We start from the raw sequence: 24,402 nt of genomic DNA, 5'->3' as shown, positions 1-24,402 counted from the left end.
CACTCGACGAGTGCGGGCCCTTTCGTTCGACGCGGGGTTACAGCCGGGTGGTCGGCGGATCCTGCTCGTGCGGGTCGACGGCCGGGAAGACCTCCGTCTTGTCCGTGGTCCAGTCCTGCCGCGGGATCATCTCAGTCTCGGCGTCCCGGGAGTCGTAACCGGTCGGGGAGCCGGGGTCGGTGGCCGGGGCGTCCGGGGCGGTGGCGGGACCACCCTCGGCGGCGGGCTGCTTCGGGCCGCGGCCGCGGGTGCCGAGGTAGATGCCCGCGATCAGCGCGAGGACACCGAGGATGCCCGCGACGATCGGCACGGTGCGGCCGAAGATCGACAGCTTGTCCTGGCCGTCCTTGGCCTGCTGGATCTGGTACTCGATGGTGTTCTCGTCGAACGGGAGGGTCGCCTTGAGCACCGTCACCTCGGGCTTGGCGGCCGTGCGGGCGTAGTACTGGTACAGCTTCTCCTGGCCCTTGACGACGACGCCGGTGACCGGGTCGACCCAGGTGTCGCGCTCGTTGGTGTACCAGCGGCTCATCGTGACCGGGGCGTCGCCGCCCTCGACGCCCCAGGTGGCGGCCGGGAGGGTCAGCTTGTTCGTCGGCGAGGAGACCACCTTGGACAGGTCGACGGGGCCGACCTTCTGGTTGTAGTGGTACACCTTCATCCCGTTGATCTCCGTCTCCTCGACGAAGTCGATGTCCTTGGTGGCACGGGCGTTGATGTCGAAGTACGGGTAGGTCTTCTTCTCGGCGTCGAACGGCCACTTGTACTGCAGGCCGTCGCGCTCGACCTCGTCCGCGGGCTTGTTCGCGTCGGTCTGGATGGTGCTGACCCCGCCCGGGACCGGCATCGCGGTGACGCGGTCGTCCGTCACGGTGTCGACGGTCGCGGTGAGCAGGCCGGTGTCGCCCTGCTTGTCGGTGCGACGCAGCGTCTGACCGGCCTGCACGGTGATGTCGGTGGCGTTGGACGGGTCGACAACGGTGACGTAGCGCTGCGCGACCAGCGGCACGTTGGTGTTGACGACGGCCTTGCCCGCGGCCAGCGACTTCGCGTCGAGGACGTCTCCGTTACCGGTGGCGACGGTGGTGACCTCGAGATCCAGCGGGGTCTTCTTGAGCTTGCCCACCGTGTACGTCGGGATCAGCAGTGCGGCTGCCAGTAGGAATGCGCCGAGCCCCACCAGAATGCAGGCGAGTGTCCTGCTCGGCCCTGAGCGTTCCGCCATCTGTGAATCTCCTTCGTCTCCGATGAGCCGTCCCCGTGGCACGACTGTGGGCCGCGCCGAGCGCAGAGTGCCCGAATCGTGACACTCAGTGAGCCAGACAGTAACAGTGTCGGCGGTCCTAATGAGCTGGCACGCCGGATATCGGACACCGTAAGGAAGTCGGCTTTGTGTCGCGCTCCGGCGACGCCGGGGCACACTGGACGCCAAATGGATACCAATGCAACGCCCGCGGCTCCCCCGGTCGGACCGGTCCGGGGATTCGTCCCGGCGCTCGACGGGATGCGAGGACTGGCCGCGCTCGGTGTCGTGATCACCCACGTGGCCTTCCAGACGGGTTCGGGTTCGACTCCCGTGCTGGGGCGGGTGTGGGGGCGCTTCGATCTCGCGGTCGCGGTGTTCTTCGCGCTGTCGGGCTTCCTGTTGTGGCGACCGCACGCCGCCGCGGCCCGCGGTCTGGGCAGGCCGTCGGCGACCGGCCGCTATTTCTTGCACCGGGCCGTGCGCATCCTGCCCGCCTACTGGGTGGTGGTGGTCGTGGTGCTGCTGTTCCTGCCCGCGGCGGGCGCCGGCTGGCGGGTGTGGGCGGCGAACCTGGGCCTGGTGCAGGTGTTCGTGCCGCTCACCCTCACCGACGGCCTGACCCAGATGTGGAGCCTGTCGGTCGAGGTGGCGTTCTACGTGCTGCTGCCGGTGATCGCCCTGGCCCTGGCCCGGCTGCGCGGACCCGCGGCACGGTGGCGGATCCCGGTCCTGCTCGGCGCGGCGACCGCCAGCCTCGGCTGGGTGTTCGTGCCGGTCGCCACGCCGGACGGCATCCATTCCGACAACTGGTTGCCCGGCTACCTGCCGTGGTTCGGCGCGGGCATGCTGCTCGCGGAACTGGTCATGCTCCCGGAAGGTCCGGCGCACCGGCTGGCCCGTCGCCGAGGTGTGATGGCGGCGATCGCGGTGACGGCGTTCGCGCTCGCGTGCACCGACCTGGCGGGTCCGGAGGGGTTGGCGCGGGCGGAGCCGTGGCAGTACTCGACGAAGATCCTGCTCGGCGCGGTGCTGGCGTTCGCCCTGCTCGCGCCGCTGGTCTTCGACGCCGGCCGGGCGCACCGGTGGATCGCGGGCCCGGTCGCCCTCGCGGTCGGCCGCTGGTCGTACGGCGTGTTCATCTGGCACCTCGTGGTGCTCTCGACCGTGTTCCCGGTCTTCGGCATCCTGCCGTTCCAGGGGCAGTTCCCGTTCGTGCTGGTGGTCACCGTCGTGCTGAGCCTGGCGGTGGCCTCGGCCAGTTACGCGCTCGTCGAGGAGCCGGCGCGGCTGGCCCTGGGCCGCTGGGAGAGCTGCCGCGCGGCGCGCACGGCCGGACCCGACAGCGGGACCGCGGCCAACCCGACCGCGACCACCGCGACCAGCGTCGCGAGCTGAACCGGTCCGGCGTGCCCGACGTATCCGCCGGGCGCCCGCCACGGCCCGGTGGAGAGCAGTGCGGCGCCGGTCACGGTGCCCAGCCCGGCGAGCCCGACCAGGGTCCGGGCGGCCGCGGCCGGACCGCGAAGCCGCCGGACGGTCAGCGCGAGGGCGGTCACGACTGCCGTGACCGCCACCCCCGGCCAGCCCGCGACCACCGTGGCCAGGGCGAGCACGCCGAGACCGCCGGCGGTGGTGCTGTGCCAGGTGCGCGGGGCCGGGCCGAGCGGGGGAACGTCCGGCGCGAGGGGGCCTGACGGGCGGCGCCTGCGGGGCCAGAGCGCGAGGGCGAACAGCGGGATCAGCGCGAGCAGTCCGCCCGCGATGCCCAGCCGGTACCAGCGGTCGGTCGGGAAGTCGAGGGTGACGGTGCCGTCGGTGCCCGCCGGGACCACCCAGCCCTGCTGCCATCCGTTGACGACGACCCGGGACAGTTCGGTGCCGTCGGGTGCGGTCGCGACCCAGCCGAGGTTCTGCGACTCCGGGATCACCAGCAGTCGGTCGCGGTCGGCGGTGGTGAAGGTCAGTTCGCGGTGGTTGGCGGTCCAGGCGGTGGTGGGCACCGGCGTCTCGGTCCGCGGCAGGTCCGAGGCCGGGCGCGCGGCGTCGAGGCGCAGGCCGTCGACGAAGAACGCCGGTCCGGGGGAGACCAGTACGGACTGTTCGCCCGCGGGCAGGGCGGTGGCGGGGTCGCCGCACACGGTCGCGGGAACGGGTGCGCCGGAACGCAACTGCAGCGCCGTCGCGGTGACCGTGGTGCGTCGCACCTGGCCGCCGAACGAGATCACCGGGCCGTCGGCGCAGCCGACGGTGACGGTCCGCTCGGTGGCGGACGCCGGGTCCGGACCGGTTCCGGGCACGGGAACGTCCCGACCGTCTGGTCCCGCGGTGAGCACGCCGATCTCGGCGATCCCGGTCGGCTCCGGCTGCGCGAACCCGAACGCGGTCTGGTCGAGCACGTCGTCCCAGTCGGTGACGCTGAGCACGATGCGGTCGGTGACGGCGGGTTCGAGTCGCACCCGGTCGTCCCGGATCTCGCGGACCTGCGGTCCGGTACCCAGGTCCACCGCCACGGCGGTCGCCTGCGCGGGCAACCCGCCGAGGCTGGGGGTGAGGTCGAGTCCGGTCACCAGGACCGGGCGTGGAAGACGCAGCGTGAGAGTCGGTTTCGGACCCTTGCCGGTCGTGCTGTCGGTGGCGGCGATCCAGCTGGTGCGGGGGTCGCCGTCGGTCGCGGCGGCGGCCGAGCCGCGGACGTCGCCGATCTCGGACTCGCCGGCGGCCTGCACGCGGGTCGGGTCGGCCAGCAGGGACTCCAGCGCGGGACCCTGCCGCGAGCGGACCAGCAGTCGCGGCGTGACGGTGGTGTCGGCGGGCACCGACAGCGTCCGTTCGAACGAGCTCAGTTCCTCGGGCTGCATGGCCAGGCCGCGGCCGCAGCGCACCCGGTCGGCGGCGTCGAGGCAGCCGGTGCGGCCGGGCAGTTCCTGCCCGAGGTCCCAGGCGTCGACGGTCGCCCCCGCGGGGGTGGGCGGCAGCACGGTCCGGTGCCGGATCGGAACGGTCACCGGGTGGTCCCGGTTCGAGTAGTCCTCGACGGACACCTCGCTGATGCCGAACTGGGTTCCCACCGAACCGTCCTCGGTCCTGGTGGCGGTGATCTTGACCCAGTCGGTCTCGCCCGGCGGCAGCGAGACGGTCAACAGGTCGCCCGGCTTGCCGACCCGGACCGCGGTGCTGCCGTGCGCGGTGGTGACCTCGAGCTGCTTGACCGGGACGCCGAGCGCCGCCGGACTGGTCCGCAGGTGCAGCAGCCCGGCCCGGACCGGGTGGTCGAAGTCGAGCCGGAGCCACTGCCCGAGTGCGCTCTCGAGGCCGTTGCTGAACCAGCCGGTGGCCTGGTCGCCGTCCACCACGGCGGCCGGGCCGCTGCCCGGCGCCGTCCCGCCGAGCTGGGTGGCGTCGGCGGCGGAACTGGACACGCTGACCCGGGCGCCGTCCCACACCCCGGTCACCAGCGGGGCGCCGTCGACCGGGTAGTCGGGAACCAGGTTGTAGGTGCGCCGCGGGTCGTCGGGTCCGCGCAGCGCCGAACTGTGGTTGTCGACCTGGCCGTAGTCGGTCTCCCGGTCGGTCGGGGTGTCGGTGACGGTGACGGCAGAGACCGGCAGTCCGGCGCGAGCGGCGTCGGCGGCGAGCAGCACCGGTCCGGCGGTCGGGGTGTCGCCCGGCTCGCGTCGGGAGTTCAAGCGCTGCAACGACTCCGGTCCGCCCTGCACGACGGGCACGGCGGCCAGGTCGACGGTGAACGGGCCGGAGGCGACGGTGTCGGCCCGGTGCGGATCGGACACCCGGTAGATCTCGATGGCGGGGTACCGGGGGCGCAGGTCTCCGTCGGCGACGAAGCCGTCCACGTGGCCCGGGCCGATGTCCTCCCCGAACTCGGCCACCCGCGACAGTCCGGGGGAGCCCTCCACCGCCTGGTGCACCAGCAGCGGTCGCGTCGAGCGGGACGTCTCGGGGTCCAGGTCGTTGCGCACCACGAGGTAGCTGATGCCCTGGCCGCGCAGGGTTTCGGCGAGTCCGTCGGACGGGCTGCCGTCGGCGATCAGGCGCTGCACCGAGTCGAGCGCCCGGATCGCGCCCGGCGGCACCAGCGGCACCGCGTCCCGCACCGCCCACGGGGTGGTCGCCAGCGCCTGCAGGGGCTCGTCGCGGGTCAGGCCCCACACCTGGGTGGCGAACGGCGCGCCGGGGACGACCAGCGCTCGCTGCGCGTCGGACCCGTCGGGCGAGGTGCCGCCCGCGTTCGCGCTCAGCCAGTCCGCGGCCTCGTGCCAGTAGCCGGGCACCGAGTCGTAGGCGCCGCGCGGCGCGAGCCGGCCGGTCCAGGCCAGCGAGGTGGACAGGGTGAGCGCGACCAGGATCAGGCTCGTCACGGCGACCATCGGTTCGCGTTCGGGATGCGCGAACGCGCTGCGCCAGCGCCCGGCCGGGACCGAGCCGGGCAGCGGGACCTTCGCGAGCAGGTGCGCGAGGCCGAGCGCGAGCGGCAGCCGGACCAGCGGTTCGAGCTTGTGCACGTTGCGCAGCGGCGCGCCGCCGGAGTCCAGGAACACCCGCACGGCGTCCGCGAACGGGGAGCCGAGTTCGCCGACGTAGCCGGCGGCCAGCCCGGCGAGCCCGACGAACAGGATGAGCACCAGCCTGCCCTTGGCGGGCATCGAACGCATGGCCAGACCGGCCAGGCCCGCGGCGGCGATCAGTCCCGTGGCGACCACCGCGGCGGGCTGGGTCACCAGGACCGCCCCGGCGATGCGTTCGGGGGAGACGAACGGGGTCCAGCTGTCGGTGCCGCGCAGCACCTCGGTGAGGCTGGTCCACTGGGTGGTGACACCCGAGGACTCGATGTAGTCGAGGAACGGCGGGCTGACCCTGCCGAGCAGCAGCAACGGCACGATCCACCACGCGACGGCGACCAGGCACAGCGGGATCCACCACGCGGTGAATCGCCACCAGCGCCGGTTCGGCCGGTGGCTGGCCCACCACAGGCCGGCCACGAGGCAGGCCGCGCCGGTGGCGACGGCGTTGACGGCGCCCATGAGTGCCACCGCGACCGCCGACTGCGCCGCCAGGCGAGGCAGCTCCGCCGACTGTGCGCGCTGCGCAGCCTCCCCCGGGTACCGATCGCGCACAGTCGCCGAGGTCGCCAGCACCACGGGCAGCAGCACCCACGGTGCCAGCATCATCGGCAGGGTCTCGGAGGAGATGGAACCGAGGGTGGTCAGCACCCGCGGGGCCAGCGCGAACGCCAGCGCCGCGACGATGCGCGAGCTACGACTGCCGACTCCGAGGGCTTCGGCGAGCCGGATCATGCCCCAGAAGCCCGCGATCAGCAGCAGCGCCCACCACACCCGCTGGGTGATCCACGGTGGAATGTGCGCGAGCTGGCCGAGGGCGAAGAACGCGCCGTGTGGGAAGAAGTAGCCGTACGCCTGGTTCTGAACCTGTCCGAGGGGTGCCTGACTGGACCACTGGTGCGAGGCGCGGGCGAGGAACCCGAGTGGGTTCTGCGCGAGGTCGTACTTGGTGTCGGCGACGAGCAGCCCGGGGGACTGCAGGAACGCCAGTAGGAAGGCGACGGCCGAGGAGCCGAACAGCCATCGCCGCGACAGCGGCGCGGTGTTCGGCACCCCGGACGTCGGGGACGAGCTGGAGGTCGTCTTCGAGGAGCTGTTAACGGCTGCCGTACTCAACCTGGTTCAGCAGGGAGGAATTGGCGTTGCCGCTGCGGTCGATCTCGGGACGGGTGTTGTCCGAGGCGGCAGCGGTGATCCCGAAGACGGTGCCGAGTCCGAGGACCGCGCCGATCACTGCACTTGCCACGCCGGGGACAAGGAACTTCATCTCGGATCTCCCATTTGCTGATGCCTGGCCGAAAACGTTTCGCGTCAAGGTATCACCTGACACCTTCGCGGCGGGGTCGCTGGCGCGGTTCGGGTCGAGGTGCTCAGCCGTGACCTACCCGGGAACATCGGGTGAACTGTCGATCGAAGCGGCGCCGATCGCCGGGACCGGGGTGCGCCCGCGACATAGATTTGGACATGGACCCACGTGGAGACCGATTTGCGAGGAAGACCCGGCTTCGTGTCGGCGCCGGATGCCTGGCCGTGCTGGCCGTCGCCGGCTGCAGTGCGACGCCGACCGAGACCGCCGCAACCGACGACGGCAGCGGAGGGACGGCCGCGGCGGCGTCGACCGCGACGCCAATCAAGCACCTGGTGGTGTTGTTCCAGGAGAACGTCTCGTTCGACCACTACTTCGGCACCTACCCGACCGCGGCAGGCACGGACGGCACGCCGTTCACCGCGGCTGCGGGAACCCCGGCGGTCGACGGCCTCACCCCCGCGCTGCTGCAGCAGAATCCCAACGCCGCGCAACCGCAACGGCTGGGCCCCGCGCAGGCGGGCACGTGCGACCAGGACCACGAGTACGGGGACGAGCAGAAGGCGTTCAACGGCGGGGCGATGGACAAGTTCGTCGAGCACACCGACGTGCCCGACTGCGCGAAGACGCCGGGACTCTACGGTCGCAAGGGTCTGGTGATGGACTACTACGACGGCAACACCGTCACCGGCCTGTGGAACTACGCCCAGCACTACGCGATGAACGACAACTCCTTCGGCACGGTGTTCGGACCGTCCACCCCCGGCGCGCTCAACCTCGTGTCGGGGCAGACGCACGGCGGTCACGCCGTCACGCCCGACACCCTGCACCCGACGAACGACACGAAGGTCGTCGCGTCGGCCGACGCTGACGGCGTGGGCACGGTCATCGAGGATCCGGACCCGGCCTACGACGAGTGCTCGAACGCCAGCCGCACCACCACGAAGAACCTCCTCGCGATGGGCGGCCCCAACATCGGTGACAAGCTCAACGCGAAGAACGTGAGCTGGGGGTGGTTCCAGGGCGGGTTCCGGCCGACATCGAGCACCGACGGCAAGGCGGTGTGCGGGGCGACGCACACCAGCGTGGCGGGCCAGAAGTCCACCGACTACAACCCGCACCACGAGCCGTTCCAGTACTACGAGTCGACCAGCAACCCCAGGCACCTGCCGCCGAGTTCGGTCGACAGAATAGGTAGGAGCGACCAGGCGAACCACCAGTACGACCTCGCCGACTTCGACGCCGCACTCGGCTCCGGTGCGCTGCCCGCGGTCAGCTTCCTCAAGGCCGCGGACTACCAGGACGGGCACGCCGGGTACTCGGACCCGCTGGACGAGCAGGCATTCGTGGTGGACACGATCAACAAGCTGCAGGCGTCGCCGGAATGGTCGAGTACCGCCGTGGTGGTCGCCTACGACGACTCCGACGGCTGGTACGACCACGCGTTCGCGGGCATCGTCAACGGCTCGCAGGATCCGGCGGAAGACGACGCGGCGCTGTGTGGTTCGGCCCCGATTCTGGGCGGGCACCAGGACCGCTGCGGATACGGTCCGCGCCTGCCGATGCTGGTCGTCTCGCCGTTGAGCAAGGTCAACGCCGTCGACCACACCCGCACCGATCAGACCTCGATCCTGCGGCTGATCGAGGACAACTGGGGTACCGGGCGGATAGGCGACGGTTCGTTCGACGAACGCGCCGGGACCCTGGACGGTCTCTTCGACTTCGCGCACCCGCATGCCGAGCGGGTGCTCCTCGACCCGAAGACCGGGGCGGTGCGGTAGGGCAGCGCTACCCGGCGACGCCGAGCGCACCGAGCAGGGTGCCGAGTTTGGTGGTCGTCTCGGCCAGCTCGGACTCCGGGTCCGAGGCCGCGACGATGCCGCCGCCGGCCCAGGCCCGCAGCCGCCTGCCCCCGGCGTCGACCTCCGCGCACCGGATCGCGACCACCCACACGCCGTCGCCGTCGGCGTCGCACCAGCCCGCGGCGCCGCCGTAGAAGCGACGCGGTTCCTCGGTGGCGCGGATGGCGTCCAGCGACGCCTCGAACGGGGTGCCGCCGACGGCGGGGGTGGGGTGCAGCAGCCGGGCCAGTTCGAGGGCGGACGGCGCCGGGTCGCGGAGCAGCCCGCGGATGGGGGTGGCCAGGTGCCACACCTGCCCGGTGCTGATCAGCTCGGGCGCATCGGGCACGGTCAGCTCGGTGCACACCGCACCGAGGACCGCACGGATCCGGTCGGTGACGTAGGCGTGTTCGGCGCGGTTCTTCGTCGACGCCAGCAGGGCCCGGCCCTCGGCGCGGTCGGCGTCGGGGTCGGCGCGGCGCGGCGCGGTGCCGGCGAGGGGGAAGCAGCGGACCTCCCGGCCGGTCCGTTCGAGCAACAGTTCCGGGCTGGCGCCGACGAGGGCGTGACCGACGTAGTCGTCGCCGGCGGGGCTCAGGTCGACGCCGAAGCCGTTGCCGTGCGGGTCCTGGGTGACCAGGCGCGCCAGCAGCGACCACGGCCGGATCGCGTCGTCGGCCTCGACCACCACCGAGCGTGCGGCCACCACCTTGTCCAGTTCGCCCGCCCGCAACCGGTCGACCAGGGCGGCGACCCGGCGCAGGTGTTCGTCCGGCGAGGGCAGCCGGTCGACGACGCGGACGGCGGGCAGGGCCGGTGCCGCGTCCGGACGCCACGGTCCGGCGGTGAAGGACGCGGACTCGGGGGCGGTCAGCGCCGCCGGCCGCGCCGGGTCGAAGGGCAGTGCGCCGACGACCAGCGGGACGTCTCGCCGCGCGAGAGCCTCGGCGGCCGCGTCGATTTCGCGGTACTGGTCCCGGCTGCCGGAGGTGCGCAGGGTCCGATCGGCGCGGGAGAGCAGAAAACCGTCCATGTCGCCTACCGACGATAGTCGGCGCCGTCTCGTCCGGGCCGCGTGCCTGGCGCGGTAGTGACGTGGCTCTCGGCGACTACCTGCCGGGCGGAACGATCAGCACCGGACGGTGACAGTGCCGCAGCACGTGGTCGGCGACCGACGACTGGAGCAGGGACTTCAGCCCGGTGGTGCCGCGGGTGCCGGCGACGATGATGTCCGCGTTCAGCTCGTCCGCCGCCTCGACGATGGTGGTCCAGATGGTGGTGAGGCATTCCGCCGTGCGGCCCTCGGCATTGAGGCCGACGCTGCGGGCGAGGTCGAGACCCTCGACGTTGACGGTCTTGGCGTCGGTCAGCGCGATGTCCTCGCTGTCCTCGTCGGGCACCCACTCCGGTTGCATCACTCCCGACAGCCCGGACATGCGGGCGGCCTGCCTGACCATGGGCTCCCAGGCGGTGAGGACGACGGCGCGTTCGGCGCTGAGGAAGCGGCCCGCGTATTCGACTGCGCGCTTGGAATTCTCGGTTCCGTCGTAGGCGATGAGCATCAGGTCGGCGGGCATCGAGAACCTCCTCTGTCCGGGGACGATCCTGCCCCCAGGCTACCCGTTGGAGGGTCTCGCGCGGGTGGGCGTGGCATAGGCTCGCCGCGTGACCTTCACCCGATCGACCCGTGTCGCGGCCCTGGTTCTCGGCCTCGGAATGCTCGCCGCGTGCGGCACCTCCGGGACCGAGTCGACGACGTCGGCGGCCCCGGCCCCCACCACGACCGCGGCGCCGAACCGGGACCTGGTGACCGGCGCCCGCGACCAGAACGAGCCCGCGGTCTGCGGCTCCGACTTCCTGGCCAGGCTGACGCAGCGGCAGAAGCTCGCGCAGCTGCTCAACGTCGGCGTGACCGGGACCGCCGACGCGGTGGACGTGGTGCGCCGCGAGCAGGTCGGCGGCATCTTCGTCGGCAGTTGGACCGACGAGTCGATGCTGGCGAGCAAGCAGGTTCCGCAGGTCGAGGCGGTCGCGAAGGTGCCGGTGATGGTGAGCATCGACGAGGAGGGCGGGCGTGTGTCGCGGGTCGCCGACCTGCTCGGCGACGATCCGGCGCCGCGGACGGTCGCGCAGACGATGACCCCGGAACAGACGTACCAGATGGCGTTGACCCGGGGCCGTCAGCTGCACGACCTCGGCATCACCGTGAACTTCGCGCCGGTCGTCGACGTGAGCGATCAGCCGGCGAACTCGGTGATCGGGGACCGCTCCTTCTCCGACGACCCGGAGGTCGTGACGCGGTACGCCGGCGAGTACGCCCGCGGCATGCGCGACGCCGGGGTGTTCCCGGTGATCAAGCACTTCCCGGGGCACGGCTCGGCGTCGGGCGATTCGCACACCGGTGCGGTCACGACGCCGCCGCTGGACGAGCTGCAGACCCGCGACCTGGTCCCGTACCGCACCCTCGTGACCACCGGCGTGGGCGTGATGGTCGGGCACCTGGACGTGCCCGGTCTGACCGCGCCCGGGGTCCCCGCGAGCATCAGCCCGGCGGCGATGACGCTGCTGCGCACCGGGACCGGGTACGCGGCCCCGCCGTTCGACGGACCGATCTTCACCGACGACCTGTCGGGCATGCGTGCGATCACCGACCGGATGGACATCCCGCACGCGGTGGGGGCGGCGCTGACGGCGGGCGCCGACGTGGCGCTGTGGCTGACCACCGCGCAGGTGCCGCAGGTACTCGACCACCTCGAGCAGGAGGTCGCCGCGGGCCGGTTGCCGCAGGCCCAGGTCGATGCGTCGGTGTTGCGGGTGGCGCGTGCGAAGGGCGTGATCAGCTGCTGAGACAGGGGGGCGGTGCGGCCGCGGCCGCGGTGTCGGGGACAATGCCTGGACAGCGCAAAAGAATTCTTACTCTAGAGTAAGATCGATCATGTGGACCACCAGTGTGTGGACCGCAGACTCTGGAGGAACGATGGCTGGCGGGACGAAGCGGCTCCCTCGTGCAGTGCGCGAGCAACAGATGCTCGACGCCGCGGTCGAGGTGTTCTCCGCCAACGGCTTCCACGACACGTCGATGGACGCGATCGCGGCCGCTGCCGAGATCTCCAAGCCGATGCTCTACCTGTACTACGGGTCGAAGGACGAGCTGTTCACCGCCTGCATCGCGCGGGAGGGCCTGCGTTTCGTCGAGGCGATCACCCCGGCCGCGGACCCGAACCTCACGCCTCGCGAGCAGTTGCGGGCCGCGTTGGTCGGATTCCTCGGCTTCGTCGACGGGCACCGGTCGTCGTGGATGGTGCTCTACCGGCAGTCGATGGGACAGCAGGCGTTCGCCACTCAGGTCCGCGGATCCCGGGACCGGCTGATCGAACTGACCGCGAAGCTGCTCGAATCCAGCACCAAGGATCCCGAGCCCGGCACGGACTTCGGCATCATGGCCGTCGCGCTCGTCGGTGCGGGCGAGGCGGTAGCGGACCGCGTCGCGGGCGGCGAGATCGCCGTCGACGCCGCCGCGGACCTGCTCGAGAGCCTGGCCTGGCGCGGTCTCGCCGGCAAGAAGAAGTAGGCGCTACCGCGCCCGTGAGTACTTGTGGCCCGGGTTGGGGCCGCAAGTACTCACGGGCGGCCGAGCCGCCTACCGCAGGGTCGCAGTGAGGTGTGGGTACCCCTTCTTCGGGTTCCGCAACGACAGGTCCCAGCCGCCGTCGGCCTCGTCCGCGTAGAGGTTCACCGTCGCAGGCAGGACCACCGGCTTGCCGAACTTGACGCTGTAGGTGACCGAGTCGGCGATCCGGCCCTCGACCGCGCCGAGCACCGCCGCGGCGCTCCACATGCCGTGCGCGATGGTCCGGGGGAACCCGAACGCCTTGGCGCCCAGCGAGGAGACGTGGATCGGGTTGCGGTCACCGGAGACCGCCGCGTACCTGCTGACGGTCCGCTGGTCCACTCGCAGCGTGCGGGTCGGACGCGGCGGCACCTCGTCGGGATGCGACTGCTTGGGCTCCTTCGGTGCGCCGGTGGGGTGCATCTTCAGGAAGGTGCTGACCTGACGCCACACCAGTTCCCGGCCGACGTTGATCTCGCTGACCAGATCCACCTGGGTGCCCTTCGGGTGCAGCCGGATGTTCTCCGCGTGCACCGACAGGTCCAGGGGCTCGCTCACCGAGATCGGCCGGTGCTGCTCGATCACGTTGTCGGTGTGCACCGAACCGATTGCCGGGAAGGGGAACTCGGCCGAGACCATCAGCTTCATCACCGTCGGGAACAGCAGCGTGAACGGGTAGGTGATCGGCAGGGTGTCGCCGAAGCGCAGCCCGCACACCCGGGTGTAGGCGGCCAGGTTGTCGGTGTCGACCCGCAGCCCCTTCAGTGCGAGGGTCTGCTTGGGCAGGCTGCGCCGCACCCCCGACTTCCCGATCACCGGCAGTGCGCCGAGCGCGGCGCGGGTGTAGACGTCGAGGGTGCTCGGCTGCCCCTCGAGTTGGATCACGCGGCCGGCCATCAGGCGCCGATCAGGGACTGGCCGCACACCCGGACGACCTGGCCGGTGACGGCGTTGGACGCGGGGCTGGCGAAGTACGCGACCAGTTCGGCGACGTCGACGGTCTGACCGCCCTGCAGCAGCGACGACATCCGGCGGCCGCCCTCGCGGGTGACGAACGGGATCGCCGCGGTCATCGCGGTCTCGATGAAGCCGGGGGCGACGGCGTTGATGGTGATGTTCTTCTCCGCCAGCACCGGCGCGGTGGCCTGGACGAGGCCGATGACGCCGGCCTTGGAGGTGCCGTAGTTCGTCTGGCCCCGGTTGCCCGCGATGCCGGCGATCGAGGAGACGTCGACCACGCGCCCGCCCTCCTTGAGCGCGCCCTTGGCGAGGAGCGCGTCGGTGATCTTCTGCGGCGCGAGCAGGTTCACTCCGATCACCATGTTCCAGCGGGCCTCGTCCATGTTCGCGAGGGTCTTGTCGCGGGTGATGCCGGCGTTGTGGACGATGATGTCCGCGCCGCCGTGCCGCTCGAGCAGGTGCGCGGCCAGCTTGTCCGCGGCGTCCTCGGCGGTGACGTCGAGCGCGAGCGCGGTGCCGCCGACCTTGTTCGCGGTCTCCGAGAGGGCCTCGCCTGCGGCCGGGATGTCCGCGCACACCACGTGCGCGCCGTCGCGAGCGAGCACCTCGGCGATGGTCGCGCCGATGCCGCGGGCGGCGCCGGTGACGACGGCCACCTTGCCGTCGAGCGGCTTGTCCCAGGAGGCCGGGGCGGTGGACTCGGCGGCGCCGACCCGGATCACCTGGCCGTCGACGAACGCCGACTTGGCGGAGAGCAGGAAGCGCAGGGTGGACTCGACGCCCGACAGCCCGGTGGCGGCCTTGGGGGAGACGTAGACCAGCTGGGCGGTGGCGCCGCGCTTGATCTCCTTGGCGACGCTGCGCGTGAAGCCCTCGAGGGCGCGCTGCGCGATCTGCTCGTCGACGCCCGCCGCCTCCTCGGGGGTGGTGCCGAGCACCACGACGCGCGCACTGGGCGCGAGGTTGCGGATCACCGGCTGGAAGAACTCGAACAGCCCGACCAGCTCGGTGACCTGGGAGATGCCGGTGGCGTCGAAGACCAGCGCGCCGTAGCGGTCGTCGTGCGGCTGGGCGAAGGTGTAGTCGGAGAGCAGCGCCCGCAGCGGCTCGACCAGGCGGCCGCTGCCGCCGATCAGGATCGGGCCCGCCAGTGCGGGCTCGCCGGCCTGGTAGCGCCGCAGGTGTTCGGGCTGCGGCAGCCCGGCCTGCTTGGCGATGAACGCGCCCGGCGCGGACGAGAGGAAACTGGAGTAGAGGTCGGGAGCGCCCTTGCTGGCTGCCACGGTCCACCTTCTTTGTCGCGAAATCGGGCACCCGCGATCCGGGTGCGGTGTCGACATTGAACTTACTCTGGAGTAAGTTCAATGTCGAGTGCAGGACCCCCACCGCCGAGGCTGATCCGTTCCGAAGCGGATCCACATACATGGAGACCGACGTGACCACCAGAGCCCGAAACAGCAAGCCGGCCGCCGCCCCCAAGTCCGGTGGCAGGCAACTTCGCCCGGTCGCCATCCTCGGCGGCAATCGCATCCCCTTCGCGCGCTCGGACAAGGCGTACGCGCAGGCGTCCAACCAGGACATGTTCACCGCCACGCTCGATGGCCTGGTGGCCCGGTTCAACCTGCAGGGCGAGCGGCTCGGCATGGTCGCCGGCGGTGCGGTCCTCAAGCACAGTCGTGACTTCAACCTGGTCCGTGAGTCGGTGCTCGGCAGCGCGCTGAGCCCGTACACCCCGGCGTTCGACCTGCAGCAGGCCTGCGGCACCGGACTGCAGTCGATCATCGCCGTCGGCGACGCCATCGCCGCCGGTCGTATCGACTCCGGCATCGGCGGTGGCACCGACACCACCTCCGACGCCCCGATCGGCGTCAACGACGAGCTGCGCGAGTTCCTGCTGTCGGTCAACCGTGCCCGGACCACCGCCGACCGGGTCAAGCTGCTCGGGCACCTGCGGCCCTCGATGGTCGGGCTGGAGATCCCCCGCAACGGCGAGCCCCGCACCGGCCTGTCGATGGGCGACCACGCCGCGATCACCGCCAAGGAGTTCGGCATCCGCCGGGAGGACCAGGACGAGCTGGCCGCCGCGAGCCACAAGAACATGGCCGCGGCCTACGACCGCGGCTTCTTCGACGACCTGATCACCCCGTTCCTGGGCCTGACCCGCGACGACAACCTGCGCCCGGGCTCGACCGTGGAGAAGCTGGCCACGCTCAAGCCGGTGTTCGGCACCAGGCTGGGCGACGCCACGATGACCGCGGGCAACTCCACCCCGCTCACCGACGGCGCCTCGGCGGCACTGTTGTCCACCGACGAGTGGGCCGCCGAGCGGAACCTGCCGGTGCTCGCGCACCTCGTGGACTCGGAGACCGCCGCCGTCGACTACGTGCACGGCGGTGACGGTCTGCTGATGGCGCCGACCTACGCGATCCCGCGGCTGCTGGCCCGCAACGGCCTCACCCTGCAGGACTTCGACTACTACGAGATCCACGAGGCGTTCGCCTCGGTCGTGCTCGCGACGCTGCAGGCCTTCGAGTCCGACGAGTACTGCAAGGAGCGCCTCGGCCTCGACGGTGCACTCGGTTCCATCGACCGCAGCAAGCTCAACGTCAACGGCTCCTCGCTGGCGGCCGGGCACCCGTTCGCCGCGACCGGCGGCCGTATCGTCGCTTCGCTCGCGAAGATGTTGGCGGAGAAGGGATCCGGGCGCGGCCTGATCTCCATCTGTGCGGCGGGTGGCCAGGGCGTCACCGCGATCATCGAGCGGTAACCGCGCGGCAGCGACTGCCCTCGCGGACCCGGGCGGTGTGGCGACACCTCGAGGTCGCCACACCGCCCCGCAGCGGCGTCGCCCCCGGTGGGCGACGATGGACGGCATGAGTGAGAACGAGGACTGGAACGGGAAGATCGTCGCCGAGTTCCGCGCGAACGAGGGCCGGGTCGGTGGACAGTTCGAGGGTGCGCCGCTGGTGCTCGTCCATCACCGTGGCCGCAAGAGTGGGCGCCGGATGGTGAATCCGACGATGTACCTGCCCGACGAGAATGACCCGGACACGATCTACGTCTTCGCCACGATGGGGGGCGCGCCGAAGAACCCGGCCTGGTACCACAATCTCACCGCGGCCGGCGAAGCCGAGATCGAGCGCGGCACAGAGTCGTATCGGGTGACCGTCGGCGAGGTGACCGGCGCCGAGCGCGATCGCATCTACGCCGAGCAGGCCCGTCTCTACCCGGGATTCGCCGAGTACGAGCGGAAGGTCCGCGGCATCCGCACCATCCCGGTCCTGGCACTGCGGCGGGCCTGAGTCCGCCTTCCGGGTTTCCTCACCTCGCCGCCGGGTACTGGGATCACGCTGATCCCAGACCGTGCGTTTCGCTTCGCCCTGGGTGATGATGCGGGTCATGACTGTTCGCACCACTGCACTCGCCGAAGGACTCGACGTCAGCGCCCAGGGTTACGGCGCGATGTCGGTCGCCCCGGTCTACGGACCGGTCGACCCGGCCGAGGCCCTCGCCACCCTGCACCACTCGGTCGACATCGGCGTCACGTTCCTCGACACCGCCAACGTGTACGGCGACGGTGCCAGTGAGAAGGCCGTCGGCGAGGTGGTGCGCACCCGGCGCGGTGAGGTGCAGCTGGCCACCAAGTTCGGTCTCGTCGGCAACATCGCCCGCGGACAGCGGGGCATCGACGGGCGGCCGGAGCATGTCGCGGGCTACCTGGAGGCGTCGCTGGGCCGGCTCGGCGTGGACAGTGTCGACCTCTACTACCTGCATCGGGTCGATCCGAACGTCCCGATCGAGGAGACGGTCGGCGCGATGGCGGAGTTGGTGGCGGCAGGCAAGGTGCGGCACCTCGGCCTCTCCGAGGCCACCGGCGACGAGCTGCGCCGCGCGCACGCGGTCCACCCGATCGCCGCGATCCAGAGCGAGTGGAGCGTGTGGAGCCGGGACGTCGAGCGCAGCGTCGTCCCGACCGCCGCCGAACTCGGTGTCGGTTTCGTGCCGTACTCGCCCGTCGGGCGCGGCTTCCTGACCGGCACCTACGATCCAGACGCGCTCGACGAGTTCGATCTGCGTCGCCGCTTCCCACGGTTCGACGCCGAGGCGCTGCCCGGCAACTCGAAGGTGCTCGAGGTGGTGGAAGCGGTCGCCGGCGAGTCCGATGCGACGGCGGCCCAGGTGGTGCTGGCGTGGCTCTACGCCAAGGGGCGCGAGTTCTCGCTGCCGGTCGTGCCGATCCCGGGCACGCGATTCGCCCGGCGGGTCGCCGAGAATGCCGAGGCGGTGGAGCTCGTCCTGTCCGCCGATCAGGTCGCACGGCTCGACGAACTGGCCGCGATCACCGTCGGCGCACGCTCGGCGGACCCGACGTGGGTGTCCCTGGGGCGCGAGTAGGTTCCGTAACCCCGGGAGTGAGGTTTCCGTGACCTTTCGATCTCGGCCGGGTCACGCTCCGGTGCCGGGAAACGCCCTGTACAGCGTATAAAAGCCCAGGGGCGCAAGGCCTTTCCGATGTAATGTGGAACACAAACCGACCGTCAGCCCGGTCGCCGCGAGGTCGCGGCGGCCGGGCGCTTTCGTTGTCCCGGACTTCGGGCCGGGCACTCCCTCGGCGATCCAGTGGACCTTGTGGCCGGTTCGCGTCGGTTCGAGCAGGCGAGATGAATCTCTCTGCGCGGCAACGCCATTGCCATTCCGGTTGATGGGTGCGCGCCGGCTCGTCCGGGTGTGCACCGGCCGGCGCGGCGAAGCCTGCGGGCGGCGCTGTCGATCGGCCCTGGATCGGCCGATCGGCCCTAATGTGCGATGCCCGCCGTTTGCAATGGGTTGTGGCGCTCGTCACCTTTGGTTGAAAACCTGGCTACCTGCGACGTTACCTGGTTGTGACCTTCTTGCTGCGTGAAAGTGATCTACGGGCGGACGGAAACGTCCTTCGTAACGCCGCGGCAACCGATCGCCAGGCCGACGTGCCTCTCGGCCGAATCATGGAGCACGACCCTTGTACGTTTCACACTCGCGACATGTCCGCGCGGCCATCGCCGCGGCCGCATTGATCACCGCAAGCACGGCCGCGGGCGTCGTCAGCCCCGCCGTCGCCAGCGCCGACACGGCCCAAGCCGCCGCCCCGGCGGTTGCTGCCGCCCCGGCGGTTGCCGCCGCGCCGGCCCGGTTCCACGAAGCCGGCGACCTGTTCAAGGTGCTCCAGTTCCCCACCCTGCCCGGTGCGGTCTCGGGATCGGCCGCCCAGCCCGTGTCCGCGGAGCCGACCCCGCCGCCGGCGCCCGCTCCGGCACCCCCGCCGCCGCCGCCGACTTCGGTCACGCCGGAGGAGCTGGCGCGCATCGTGCCCGGCATGCCGCCCGAGAAGATCGCGCAGTACATCGCACCGCTCAACGACGCCATGGCACACGGCGGCATCGACAACCCGGTCCGTCAGGCGGCGTTCATCGCGCAGCTGGCCGTCGAGTCCGATTCCTTCCGCACTTTCGAGGAGTACGCCTCCGGAAGCGAGTACGAGGGCCGAGCCGACCTGGGCAACACCCAGGCGGGAGACGGTGAGCGCTACAAGGGCCGCGGCGCCATCCAGGTCACCGGGCGCCACAACTACGAGAGTGTCAGCCAGTTCACCGGCATCGACTTCGTCGCGAACCCCGAGCTGCTCGAGGCGCCGGAGAACGCGTTCAACACCGCCGCGTGGTACTGGACGTCGAGGAACCTCAACCAGGTCGCCGACTCCGCCGGAATCGTCCGGGTGTCCGAGCTCGTCAACGGAGGTCACCACGCCCTCGAACGGCGGGTGGCGGACTTCCAGCGTGGCCTGGACGTCCTGATCCACCCGTAACACCCGACGGCGCGCCGGGTCCCGGACCGATCTCGAGCTGTCAGGTGGGCCGCTCGGACTTCACTGTGCTCCGCTGCTGCCGAACAGGTTTCCGAGCGATCCCCACGGCGATCCGCCGGGGGTGTAGACGATGGTGACCGCGGGGCCGGTGTCCTTGGCTGTCACGGTGCCGCCCGCGGGCACGAGGCTGGCGCCGCCGCCTGCTCCGCCGCCGCCGTAGTTGACGCCGCCGCCACCACCGCCGTACACGCCGCCGCCACCTCCACCGCCGTCGTCGGCGCCGGTGTGGGCCCCGTTGCCGCCCTGTGCGTACAGGCCGGGGGTGCCGTTCGGTGTGCCGGTGCCGCCGACTCCGCCCGCGGTGGCCGATCCGGCGCCGCCGCCTCCGCCGCCGCCGCCGGGCGTCCCCGCGTCGCCGCCGGGGTAGGTGGTGCCCGCTCCGCCGCCACCACCGGCCACGACGAGGCTCGCCCCGGGGGTGTTCGGCCTGCCGGGACTCGAACTGATGTCTGTCGCCCCGCCGCCGCCGCCGGCGGCGATGCTGCCCGCGGCGCCGCCACCGTTCATTCCGCCCTGGCCGCCTTCTCGGTTCGAGCCGTAGTCGCCGACCGCGATGTACAACGTCTGGCCGAGCCGCACGGCGAGGTCCGCGTCGACCGTGGCGCCGCGCCCGCCCTTCGCCAGTGCCGCGTCTCCGCCGGGGGCGCCGGAGACGGTGACGTGGATGCTGCTGACCCCGATGGGCACCGTGAACAGCTGCACGGACATCGTGTCGTTGATGTACCGGCAGGTGACCGACCCGTCCGGGTTCTGGGCGCACTTGGCGGGGAGGTCGGCGGCGCCGGCGGCCTGGGGTCCGACGAGGGCCGAGGCCCCGGCGAGCGCGAGCCCGCACAGTCCGGTGGTGAGGCGTCGGACCGTGGTGCGCTGCGTTGTCGACATCGAACCTCCTGCGGTCGGTTTGTGTCGCAAGTGTCCGCCGGGACACCGTCCGACACGCCGGGTTCGACGGGTGCGGTCCGGTTCTGTGCCTGTTCCCTCCCATAACCCCTGGTAGATCGCGTGGGCAGCGGTGCGGGTGGTCGCTCGGAAAGTTTTTGTGATGGATGTGTAACGCCTTGTGAGATGACCCCGATACCCATGTGTCCCGCGTTGCAACCAGACCCCCGACCCGGTTGCGGCGCGGGACATCCTTGTCTCCGGGGCCGCCGCTGCAGCCCGATCGTGAGCGCTCCCCGCCGCTTCCTCTCGCGGGTGATCCACATCTCGTCTACCGGCATTCGGGTGCGTAATGGGTGGTTTGTCCCCGCTAGTCTGGTTTCGGAGGCGGGTAGCGGCCCAGCTGGACGAACATGATCGGGAGGGCCTTGATGACCGGCGGTATCGGCAGGCATTCGGACGGCGAGATGCCGGCGGGGAGCCCCGACGACGGGAACGAGACCGGGGGCGCGGAAGCCCTCACAGTCCGAATCCATCGGCGCGACCCTGCGGCCGGATCGGACGCCCCCGACGTCGGTGCCGTCGAGGCACAGCCGTCGTCCCGGACCTTCGAGCCGGAGTCGGCGACTGCCGAGCCACAGCCGGCGTCCCCGACGGTCGAGCCGCAGACGGTCGCGATGCCGACCGCCGGTTCGCCGCCCGTGCAGCCGCCGGCCGCGCCGGCACCGGATCAACCGCAGGCCTCGGGTCGCTCGCGACGGTTCAAGGTCGGCGTCGGTGTCGCGTCCGTGCTCGCGGTCGGCGCCGTCGTGTACGCGGTGGACTACGCGATGTCCTCGGACCGGGTGCCGCGTGGTGTCACGGTGGTCGGTGTGGAGATCGGCGGTCAGACCCGCGCCGCCGCGGAAGCCGAACTCCGCGCGCAGATCGGCCCGCGGGCACAGCAGCCGGTGCAGGTGCGCGCGGGCGAAGTGCAGGCCCAGTTCGTGCCCGAGGCTGCCGGTCTCGGGGTGGACTGGCCCGCCACCCTCGATCGAGCGGGCAGTCAACCCCTCAACCCGCTGACGCGACTGACCTCGCTCTTCTCGCAGCGGGAGGTCGGGGTCAGCGCCACCCGAGACGACGCGAAGCTGGCTGCGGCGGTGGACTCCCTGCGCGCGCAGACCGACTTCGGCCCGGTGGAGGGCGCGGTGGTGTTCGAGGGCGCGAGTCCCGTCGGGGTGGCCCCGCGCAGCGGCCAGGCCCTCGACGGTCCCGGTGCCGAGTCGGCGCTGGCCGCGGGCTGGGCCGACCAGGGCGGTGTGGAGGTCCCGGTGCAGATCGCGTCGGTGGCGGTCACACAGGACGGCGTCGACCGGGCGATGCGGGAGGTGGCTGTCCCGGCCTCGTCCGCGGACCTGGTCGTCTCCGGTCGGGACGGCGCCCGCTCGGTGCTCGGCCGGGACAAGGTCGGCGCGGTGCTGGCGTTCGCGCCGGACGGCCGCGGTGGGCTCGCGCCGCAGTACAACGTCGACGCCGCGATCGGCTTGCTCGGACCTCAGCTGGCCTCGACCGAGGTACAGCCCAAGGACGCGTCGATCTCACTCGCCGGCGGCACTCCGACGGTGGTGCCCGCGGTCGCGGGCGACACGATCGACTGGCACAAGACCCTGGCGGAGTTGCCCGCGCTGCTCACCGGCAACGGACCGCGCACGGTCGCCGCCGTATACCAGCCGAAGCCGCCGGCCCTGACCACCGAGGCGGCGCAGAAGCTGGGCATCCGCGAGGTCATCGGCGAATTCACCAGCGGCGGTTTCGAGTACGCGTCCGGGGTGAACATCCGGTTGGCCGCCAAGGAGATCGACGGTGCGCTGGTGAAGCCGGGCGACACGTTCTCGCTCAACGGTTACACCGGACCCCGCGGCTCGGCGCAGGGCTACGTGGAGTCGGGGATCATCAACAACGGTCGCCCGGACAAGGCGGTCGGCGGAGGCATCAGCCAGCTCGCGACGACGCTGTACAACGCGGCCTACTTCGCGGGCATGGAAGACGCGGGTCACACCGAGCACAGCTACTACATCTCGCGGTACCCGGCGGCCCGCGAGGCCACCGTGTTCGAGGGTGCGATCGACCTGCAGTTCAAGAACGCCTCCCCGACCGGGGTGCTGATCGAAACGATCGGCACGGGTTCGGACGTGACGGTGCGACTGTGGGGCACCAAGACGGTGGACGTCCAGTCGGTCACCGGGGAGCGGTACAAGTACACCTCCCCGAACATCGTGACCCTGCCGAAGGGATCGGCATGCGTGGCATCCGGAGGCGCCCAGGGGTTCACCACCAGCGACACCCGCGTGATCACCGACCACGCGTCGGGTAAGGAGATCTCGCGGCACACCCGGACCGTCAAGTACGACCCGGTGCCGATCGTCAAGTGCGAGTGAGCGGTTCGGGCCGGTAGTGGCGCAGCCGGGCGGCGTGTCAGTCCGGTAGCGGGACGACGTCCGGGATCTCGCCGCCGAGCAGGCGCAGCTGCACGTCGAGCAGCTGGCGTTCCCCGTGACGCTGGAGCCGCCGCTTCCCGGCCGGGAACCGGCCCAGCACATGGTGTTTGGCGACGTTGACCACGAACCGGGCGGCCGGATACCACGGCGGCCGCAGCGGAACGTGCAGCGCCCGCACACCGGCCGGCCCGAGGAGGGTGGTTGCGAGCGAGAGGCCGCGTTCGTACTCGTAGCGCCGGCGCAGCTTCGCGAACCTGTCGTAGTCGGTGTGCAGGGGCAGGTCGACGAGCGAGCGGGCCAGCGCGACGCTGTTCTCGTCGGCCTTCGGCGACGACGCGCCGATCTGGTACATCATCCGCAGTCCGGCCCTCTCGTCGAACGGCAGCCAGCGCTCGTCGACGCCCATCAGCCAGCCGACGTAGCACCACAGGTGCAGGACCGCGTCGGCCTCACGGCGGGTGTAGCGCACGCCCAGGACTCGGGTGTGCAGCAGGAAGGTGATCGAGAACAGGCCGAGGGTGCCGGCCTGGTCGAACTGGTTGACCGGCAGGCCGCGTTCGCCGCTGTCCCAGTCGGTCTCGTGTTCGTGGTGGTAGTCGACGAATGCGTGCATCAGTCGGACGTGCACCGACAGGGTGAACCCGTCGCCGAAGCGGTCCAGGCCCCCGTCCGCTACGCACCCGTTCCACCAGGCGCCGGTTTCGGCGATGCGGCGACGGGTGCGCTCGCCGGTGAGCCTGCCGGACGCGACCAGCACGGGCAGCGGCCCGGAGTTGTTGTACCCGCCGAGCAGCGAGCCGTACGCGAGCACGTCGCCGACGTCGGACCCGACGCGGCGCAGGGTGCGGGCGCCCAAGGCGATCAGATCGCGGTCCACCCAGGCCGGGGTGTCCTCGAGCAGCGCGAAGTACTCCCGGAGCGGGGCTGGGGCGTCTGGGACCGCGTCCACGCCCGCGGCGAGCGCCTGCCGGAACTGGCCGAGCGTGACGGTGCGGTCGTCGCGGATCGCCCGCACCAGCGCGGCGCTCGGCTCGTCCCGTTCGAGCAGTGCCCGGCGCAGTGCGGCGGCCTCCCGTGCGGTGGCGTCGGGTGCGGGCCAGGCGAACGGGCGGAGCGGTGCGGTGATCCTGGCCGATGCCGCGCGGTCGCGCATGTAGCGGGTCGGGCCGGCGGAAGTCGTCGTCACAGTGCCCACCCTGCAACTGACAACGACTGTTGTCAAGCATTCCGGTCCGGCGCCGGACCGCGGGGCGGACGATGGAATCGACCGTCGATGGAGGAGGTTCGAGGAACATGCCCAAATACCTGTGGCGGGTCGGCTACACCGCGGAGGGTGCCGGTGGGCTGCTGGCGGAGGGTGGTTCGGCGCGCCGGGATGCGATCCGAACCGCCGTCGAGAGCGTCGGCGGTTCGGTCGAGAGCTGCTACTTCGCGTTCGGCAGCCACGACCTGTACGTGATCGGGGAGGTGCCCGACGAGGCCGCCGCGGCGGCGATGAGCATCCGCACCGCCGCCAGCGGGGCCGCCAGGACCGAGACCGTCGCGCTGCTCACGCCCGAGCAGGTCGACGAGGCGGTGCGGCGTCCGGCGGAGTACCGGCC

General features: G+C 71.5%; 18 protein-coding genes and 1 pseudogene. 10 read left to right on the top strand and 9 right to left on the bottom strand.

Annotation, left to right across the window (positions count from 1 at the left end):
- Nucleotides 1-37: 37 nt before the first annotated feature.
- Entirely contained in the window at nucleotides 38-1,225 is a 1,188-nt protein-coding gene (locus tag ACFXGJ_RS16530; protein ID WP_378621906.1) for a DUF3068 domain-containing protein, read from the bottom strand.
- Nucleotides 1,226-1,432: 207 nt separating this feature from the next.
- Between ACFXGJ_RS16530 and ACFXGJ_RS16525 the strand changes: the two are divergent.
- Nucleotides 1,433-2,482 (top strand): annotated as a pseudogene (locus ACFXGJ_RS16525) (acyltransferase family protein); the annotation flags it as partial.
- 23 nt (nucleotides 2,483-2,505) lie between these two features.
- Here the strand turns inward: ACFXGJ_RS16525 and ACFXGJ_RS16520 are convergent.
- Together ACFXGJ_RS16520 and ACFXGJ_RS16515 are read right to left on the bottom strand one after the other, a co-directional pair.
- A complete protein-coding gene (locus ACFXGJ_RS16520) occupies nucleotides 2,506-6,876 on the bottom strand; it encodes an alpha-(1->3)-arabinofuranosyltransferase family protein (RefSeq protein WP_378621904.1) in 4,371 nt (1,456 codons plus the stop codon).
- A 43-nt stretch (nucleotides 6,877-6,919) separates the two neighbouring features.
- On the bottom strand, nucleotides 6,920-7,090 hold the full coding sequence (locus ACFXGJ_RS16515) for a DUF2613 domain-containing protein (protein WP_378426399.1): 171 nt from the start codon (nucleotides 7,088-7,090) through the stop codon (nucleotides 6,920-6,922).
- A 197-nt stretch (nucleotides 7,091-7,287) separates the two neighbouring features.
- On the opposite strand from ACFXGJ_RS16515, the gene ACFXGJ_RS16510 reads away from it, so the two are divergent.
- Nucleotides 7,288-8,910, top strand: a complete 1,623-nt coding sequence (locus ACFXGJ_RS16510; RefSeq protein WP_378621901.1) for a phospholipase C — start codon at nucleotides 7,288-7,290, stop codon at nucleotides 8,908-8,910.
- 7 nt (nucleotides 8,911-8,917) lie between these two features.
- Here ACFXGJ_RS16510 and ACFXGJ_RS16505 read toward each other — a convergent pair whose 3' ends face one another.
- Both ACFXGJ_RS16505 and ACFXGJ_RS16500 read right to left on the bottom strand, forming a co-directional pair.
- Nucleotides 8,918-10,003: an isochorismate synthase MenF gene (locus ACFXGJ_RS16505; protein ID WP_378621898.1), complete on the bottom strand. Its 1,086-nt coding sequence runs from the start codon at nucleotides 10,001-10,003 to the stop codon at nucleotides 8,918-8,920.
- Between the two features lie 76 nt (nucleotides 10,004-10,079).
- Complete coding sequence (locus ACFXGJ_RS16500) at nucleotides 10,080-10,547, bottom strand: universal stress protein (protein ID WP_378621895.1); 468 nt, start codon at nucleotides 10,545-10,547, stop codon at nucleotides 10,080-10,082.
- 139 nt (nucleotides 10,548-10,686) lie between these two features.
- On the opposite strand from ACFXGJ_RS16500, the gene ACFXGJ_RS16495 reads away from it, so the two are divergent.
- Both ACFXGJ_RS16495 and ACFXGJ_RS16490 read left to right on the top strand, forming a co-directional pair.
- Nucleotides 10,687-11,817: a glycoside hydrolase family 3 N-terminal domain-containing protein gene (locus tag ACFXGJ_RS16495; RefSeq protein ID WP_378621909.1), complete on the top strand. Its 1,131-nt coding sequence runs from the start codon at nucleotides 10,687-10,689 to the stop codon at nucleotides 11,815-11,817.
- Nucleotides 11,818-11,947: 130 nt separating this feature from the next.
- Nucleotides 11,948-12,541, top strand: a complete 594-nt coding sequence (locus ACFXGJ_RS16490) for a TetR/AcrR family transcriptional regulator (RefSeq protein ID WP_378426320.1) — start codon at nucleotides 11,948-11,950, stop codon at nucleotides 12,539-12,541.
- A gap of 69 nt (nucleotides 12,542-12,610) precedes the next feature.
- On the opposite strand, the gene ACFXGJ_RS16485 is transcribed toward ACFXGJ_RS16490, so the two are convergent.
- Entirely contained in the window at nucleotides 12,611-13,477 is an 867-nt protein-coding gene (locus ACFXGJ_RS16485; RefSeq protein ID WP_378621891.1) for a MaoC/PaaZ C-terminal domain-containing protein, read from the bottom strand.
- Nucleotides 13,477-14,823, bottom strand: coding sequence for a 3-oxoacyl-ACP reductase (locus ACFXGJ_RS16480; protein ID WP_378621889.1), 1,347 nt, complete (start codon nucleotides 14,821-14,823; stop codon nucleotides 13,477-13,479). Before ACFXGJ_RS16480 ends, ACFXGJ_RS16485 begins: the two co-directional genes overlap by 1 nt.
- Before the next feature lie 152 nt (nucleotides 14,824-14,975).
- Here ACFXGJ_RS16480 and ACFXGJ_RS16475 point away from each other — a divergent pair, with 152 nt between their 5' ends.
- The 4 genes from ACFXGJ_RS16475 (at nucleotide 14,976) to ACFXGJ_RS16460 (ending at nucleotide 19,382) form a co-directional block, all read left to right on the top strand.
- Nucleotides 14,976-16,307 carry an acetyl-CoA C-acetyltransferase gene (locus tag ACFXGJ_RS16475; protein WP_378621886.1) on the top strand — a complete coding sequence of 444 codons (1,332 nt, stop codon included), beginning with the start codon at nucleotides 14,976-14,978 and terminating at the stop codon, nucleotides 16,305-16,307.
- Between the two features lie 106 nt (nucleotides 16,308-16,413).
- Nucleotides 16,414-16,842 (top strand): nitroreductase family deazaflavin-dependent oxidoreductase, encoded by a 429-nt coding sequence (locus ACFXGJ_RS16470; RefSeq protein WP_378621884.1) that lies wholly within the window; start codon nucleotides 16,414-16,416, stop codon nucleotides 16,840-16,842.
- A gap of 97 nt (nucleotides 16,843-16,939) precedes the next feature.
- A complete protein-coding gene (locus ACFXGJ_RS16465) occupies nucleotides 16,940-17,935 on the top strand; it encodes an aldo/keto reductase (protein WP_378621881.1) in 996 nt (331 codons plus the stop codon).
- Nucleotides 17,936-18,539: 604 nt separating this feature from the next.
- Entirely contained in the window at nucleotides 18,540-19,382 is an 843-nt protein-coding gene (locus ACFXGJ_RS16460; protein ID WP_378621879.1) for a glycoside hydrolase family 19 protein, read from the top strand.
- A gap of 60 nt (nucleotides 19,383-19,442) precedes the next feature.
- On the opposite strand, the gene ACFXGJ_RS16455 is transcribed toward ACFXGJ_RS16460, so the two are convergent.
- Nucleotides 19,443-20,324, bottom strand: a complete 882-nt coding sequence (locus tag ACFXGJ_RS16455) for a glycine-rich protein (protein ID WP_378621876.1) — start codon at nucleotides 20,322-20,324, stop codon at nucleotides 19,443-19,445.
- A 428-nt stretch (nucleotides 20,325-20,752) separates the two neighbouring features.
- Between ACFXGJ_RS16455 and ACFXGJ_RS16450 the strand changes: the two genes are divergently transcribed.
- Complete coding sequence (locus ACFXGJ_RS16450; RefSeq protein WP_378621873.1) at nucleotides 20,753-22,741, top strand: VanW family protein; 1,989 nt, start codon at nucleotides 20,753-20,755, stop codon at nucleotides 22,739-22,741.
- Between the two features lie 37 nt (nucleotides 22,742-22,778).
- On the opposite strand, the gene ACFXGJ_RS16445 is transcribed toward ACFXGJ_RS16450, so the two are convergent.
- On the bottom strand, nucleotides 22,779-23,987 hold the full coding sequence (locus tag ACFXGJ_RS16445) for an oxygenase MpaB family protein (RefSeq protein WP_378621870.1): 1,209 nt from the start codon (nucleotides 23,985-23,987) through the stop codon (nucleotides 22,779-22,781).
- Between the two features lie 107 nt (nucleotides 23,988-24,094).
- Between ACFXGJ_RS16445 and ACFXGJ_RS16440 the strand changes: the two genes are divergently transcribed.
- On the top strand, nucleotides 24,095-24,402 hold a 308-nt coding region (locus ACFXGJ_RS16440; RefSeq protein WP_378621868.1), incomplete at its 3' end, for a GYD domain-containing protein.

Origin of the sequence: Rhodococcus sp. NPDC059234 (assembly GCF_042754225.1) — a bacterium.
GTDB lineage: Bacteria > Actinomycetota > Actinomycetes > Mycobacteriales > Mycobacteriaceae > Rhodococcus_G.
This window is presented reverse-complemented; position numbering and strand designations above follow the sequence as displayed.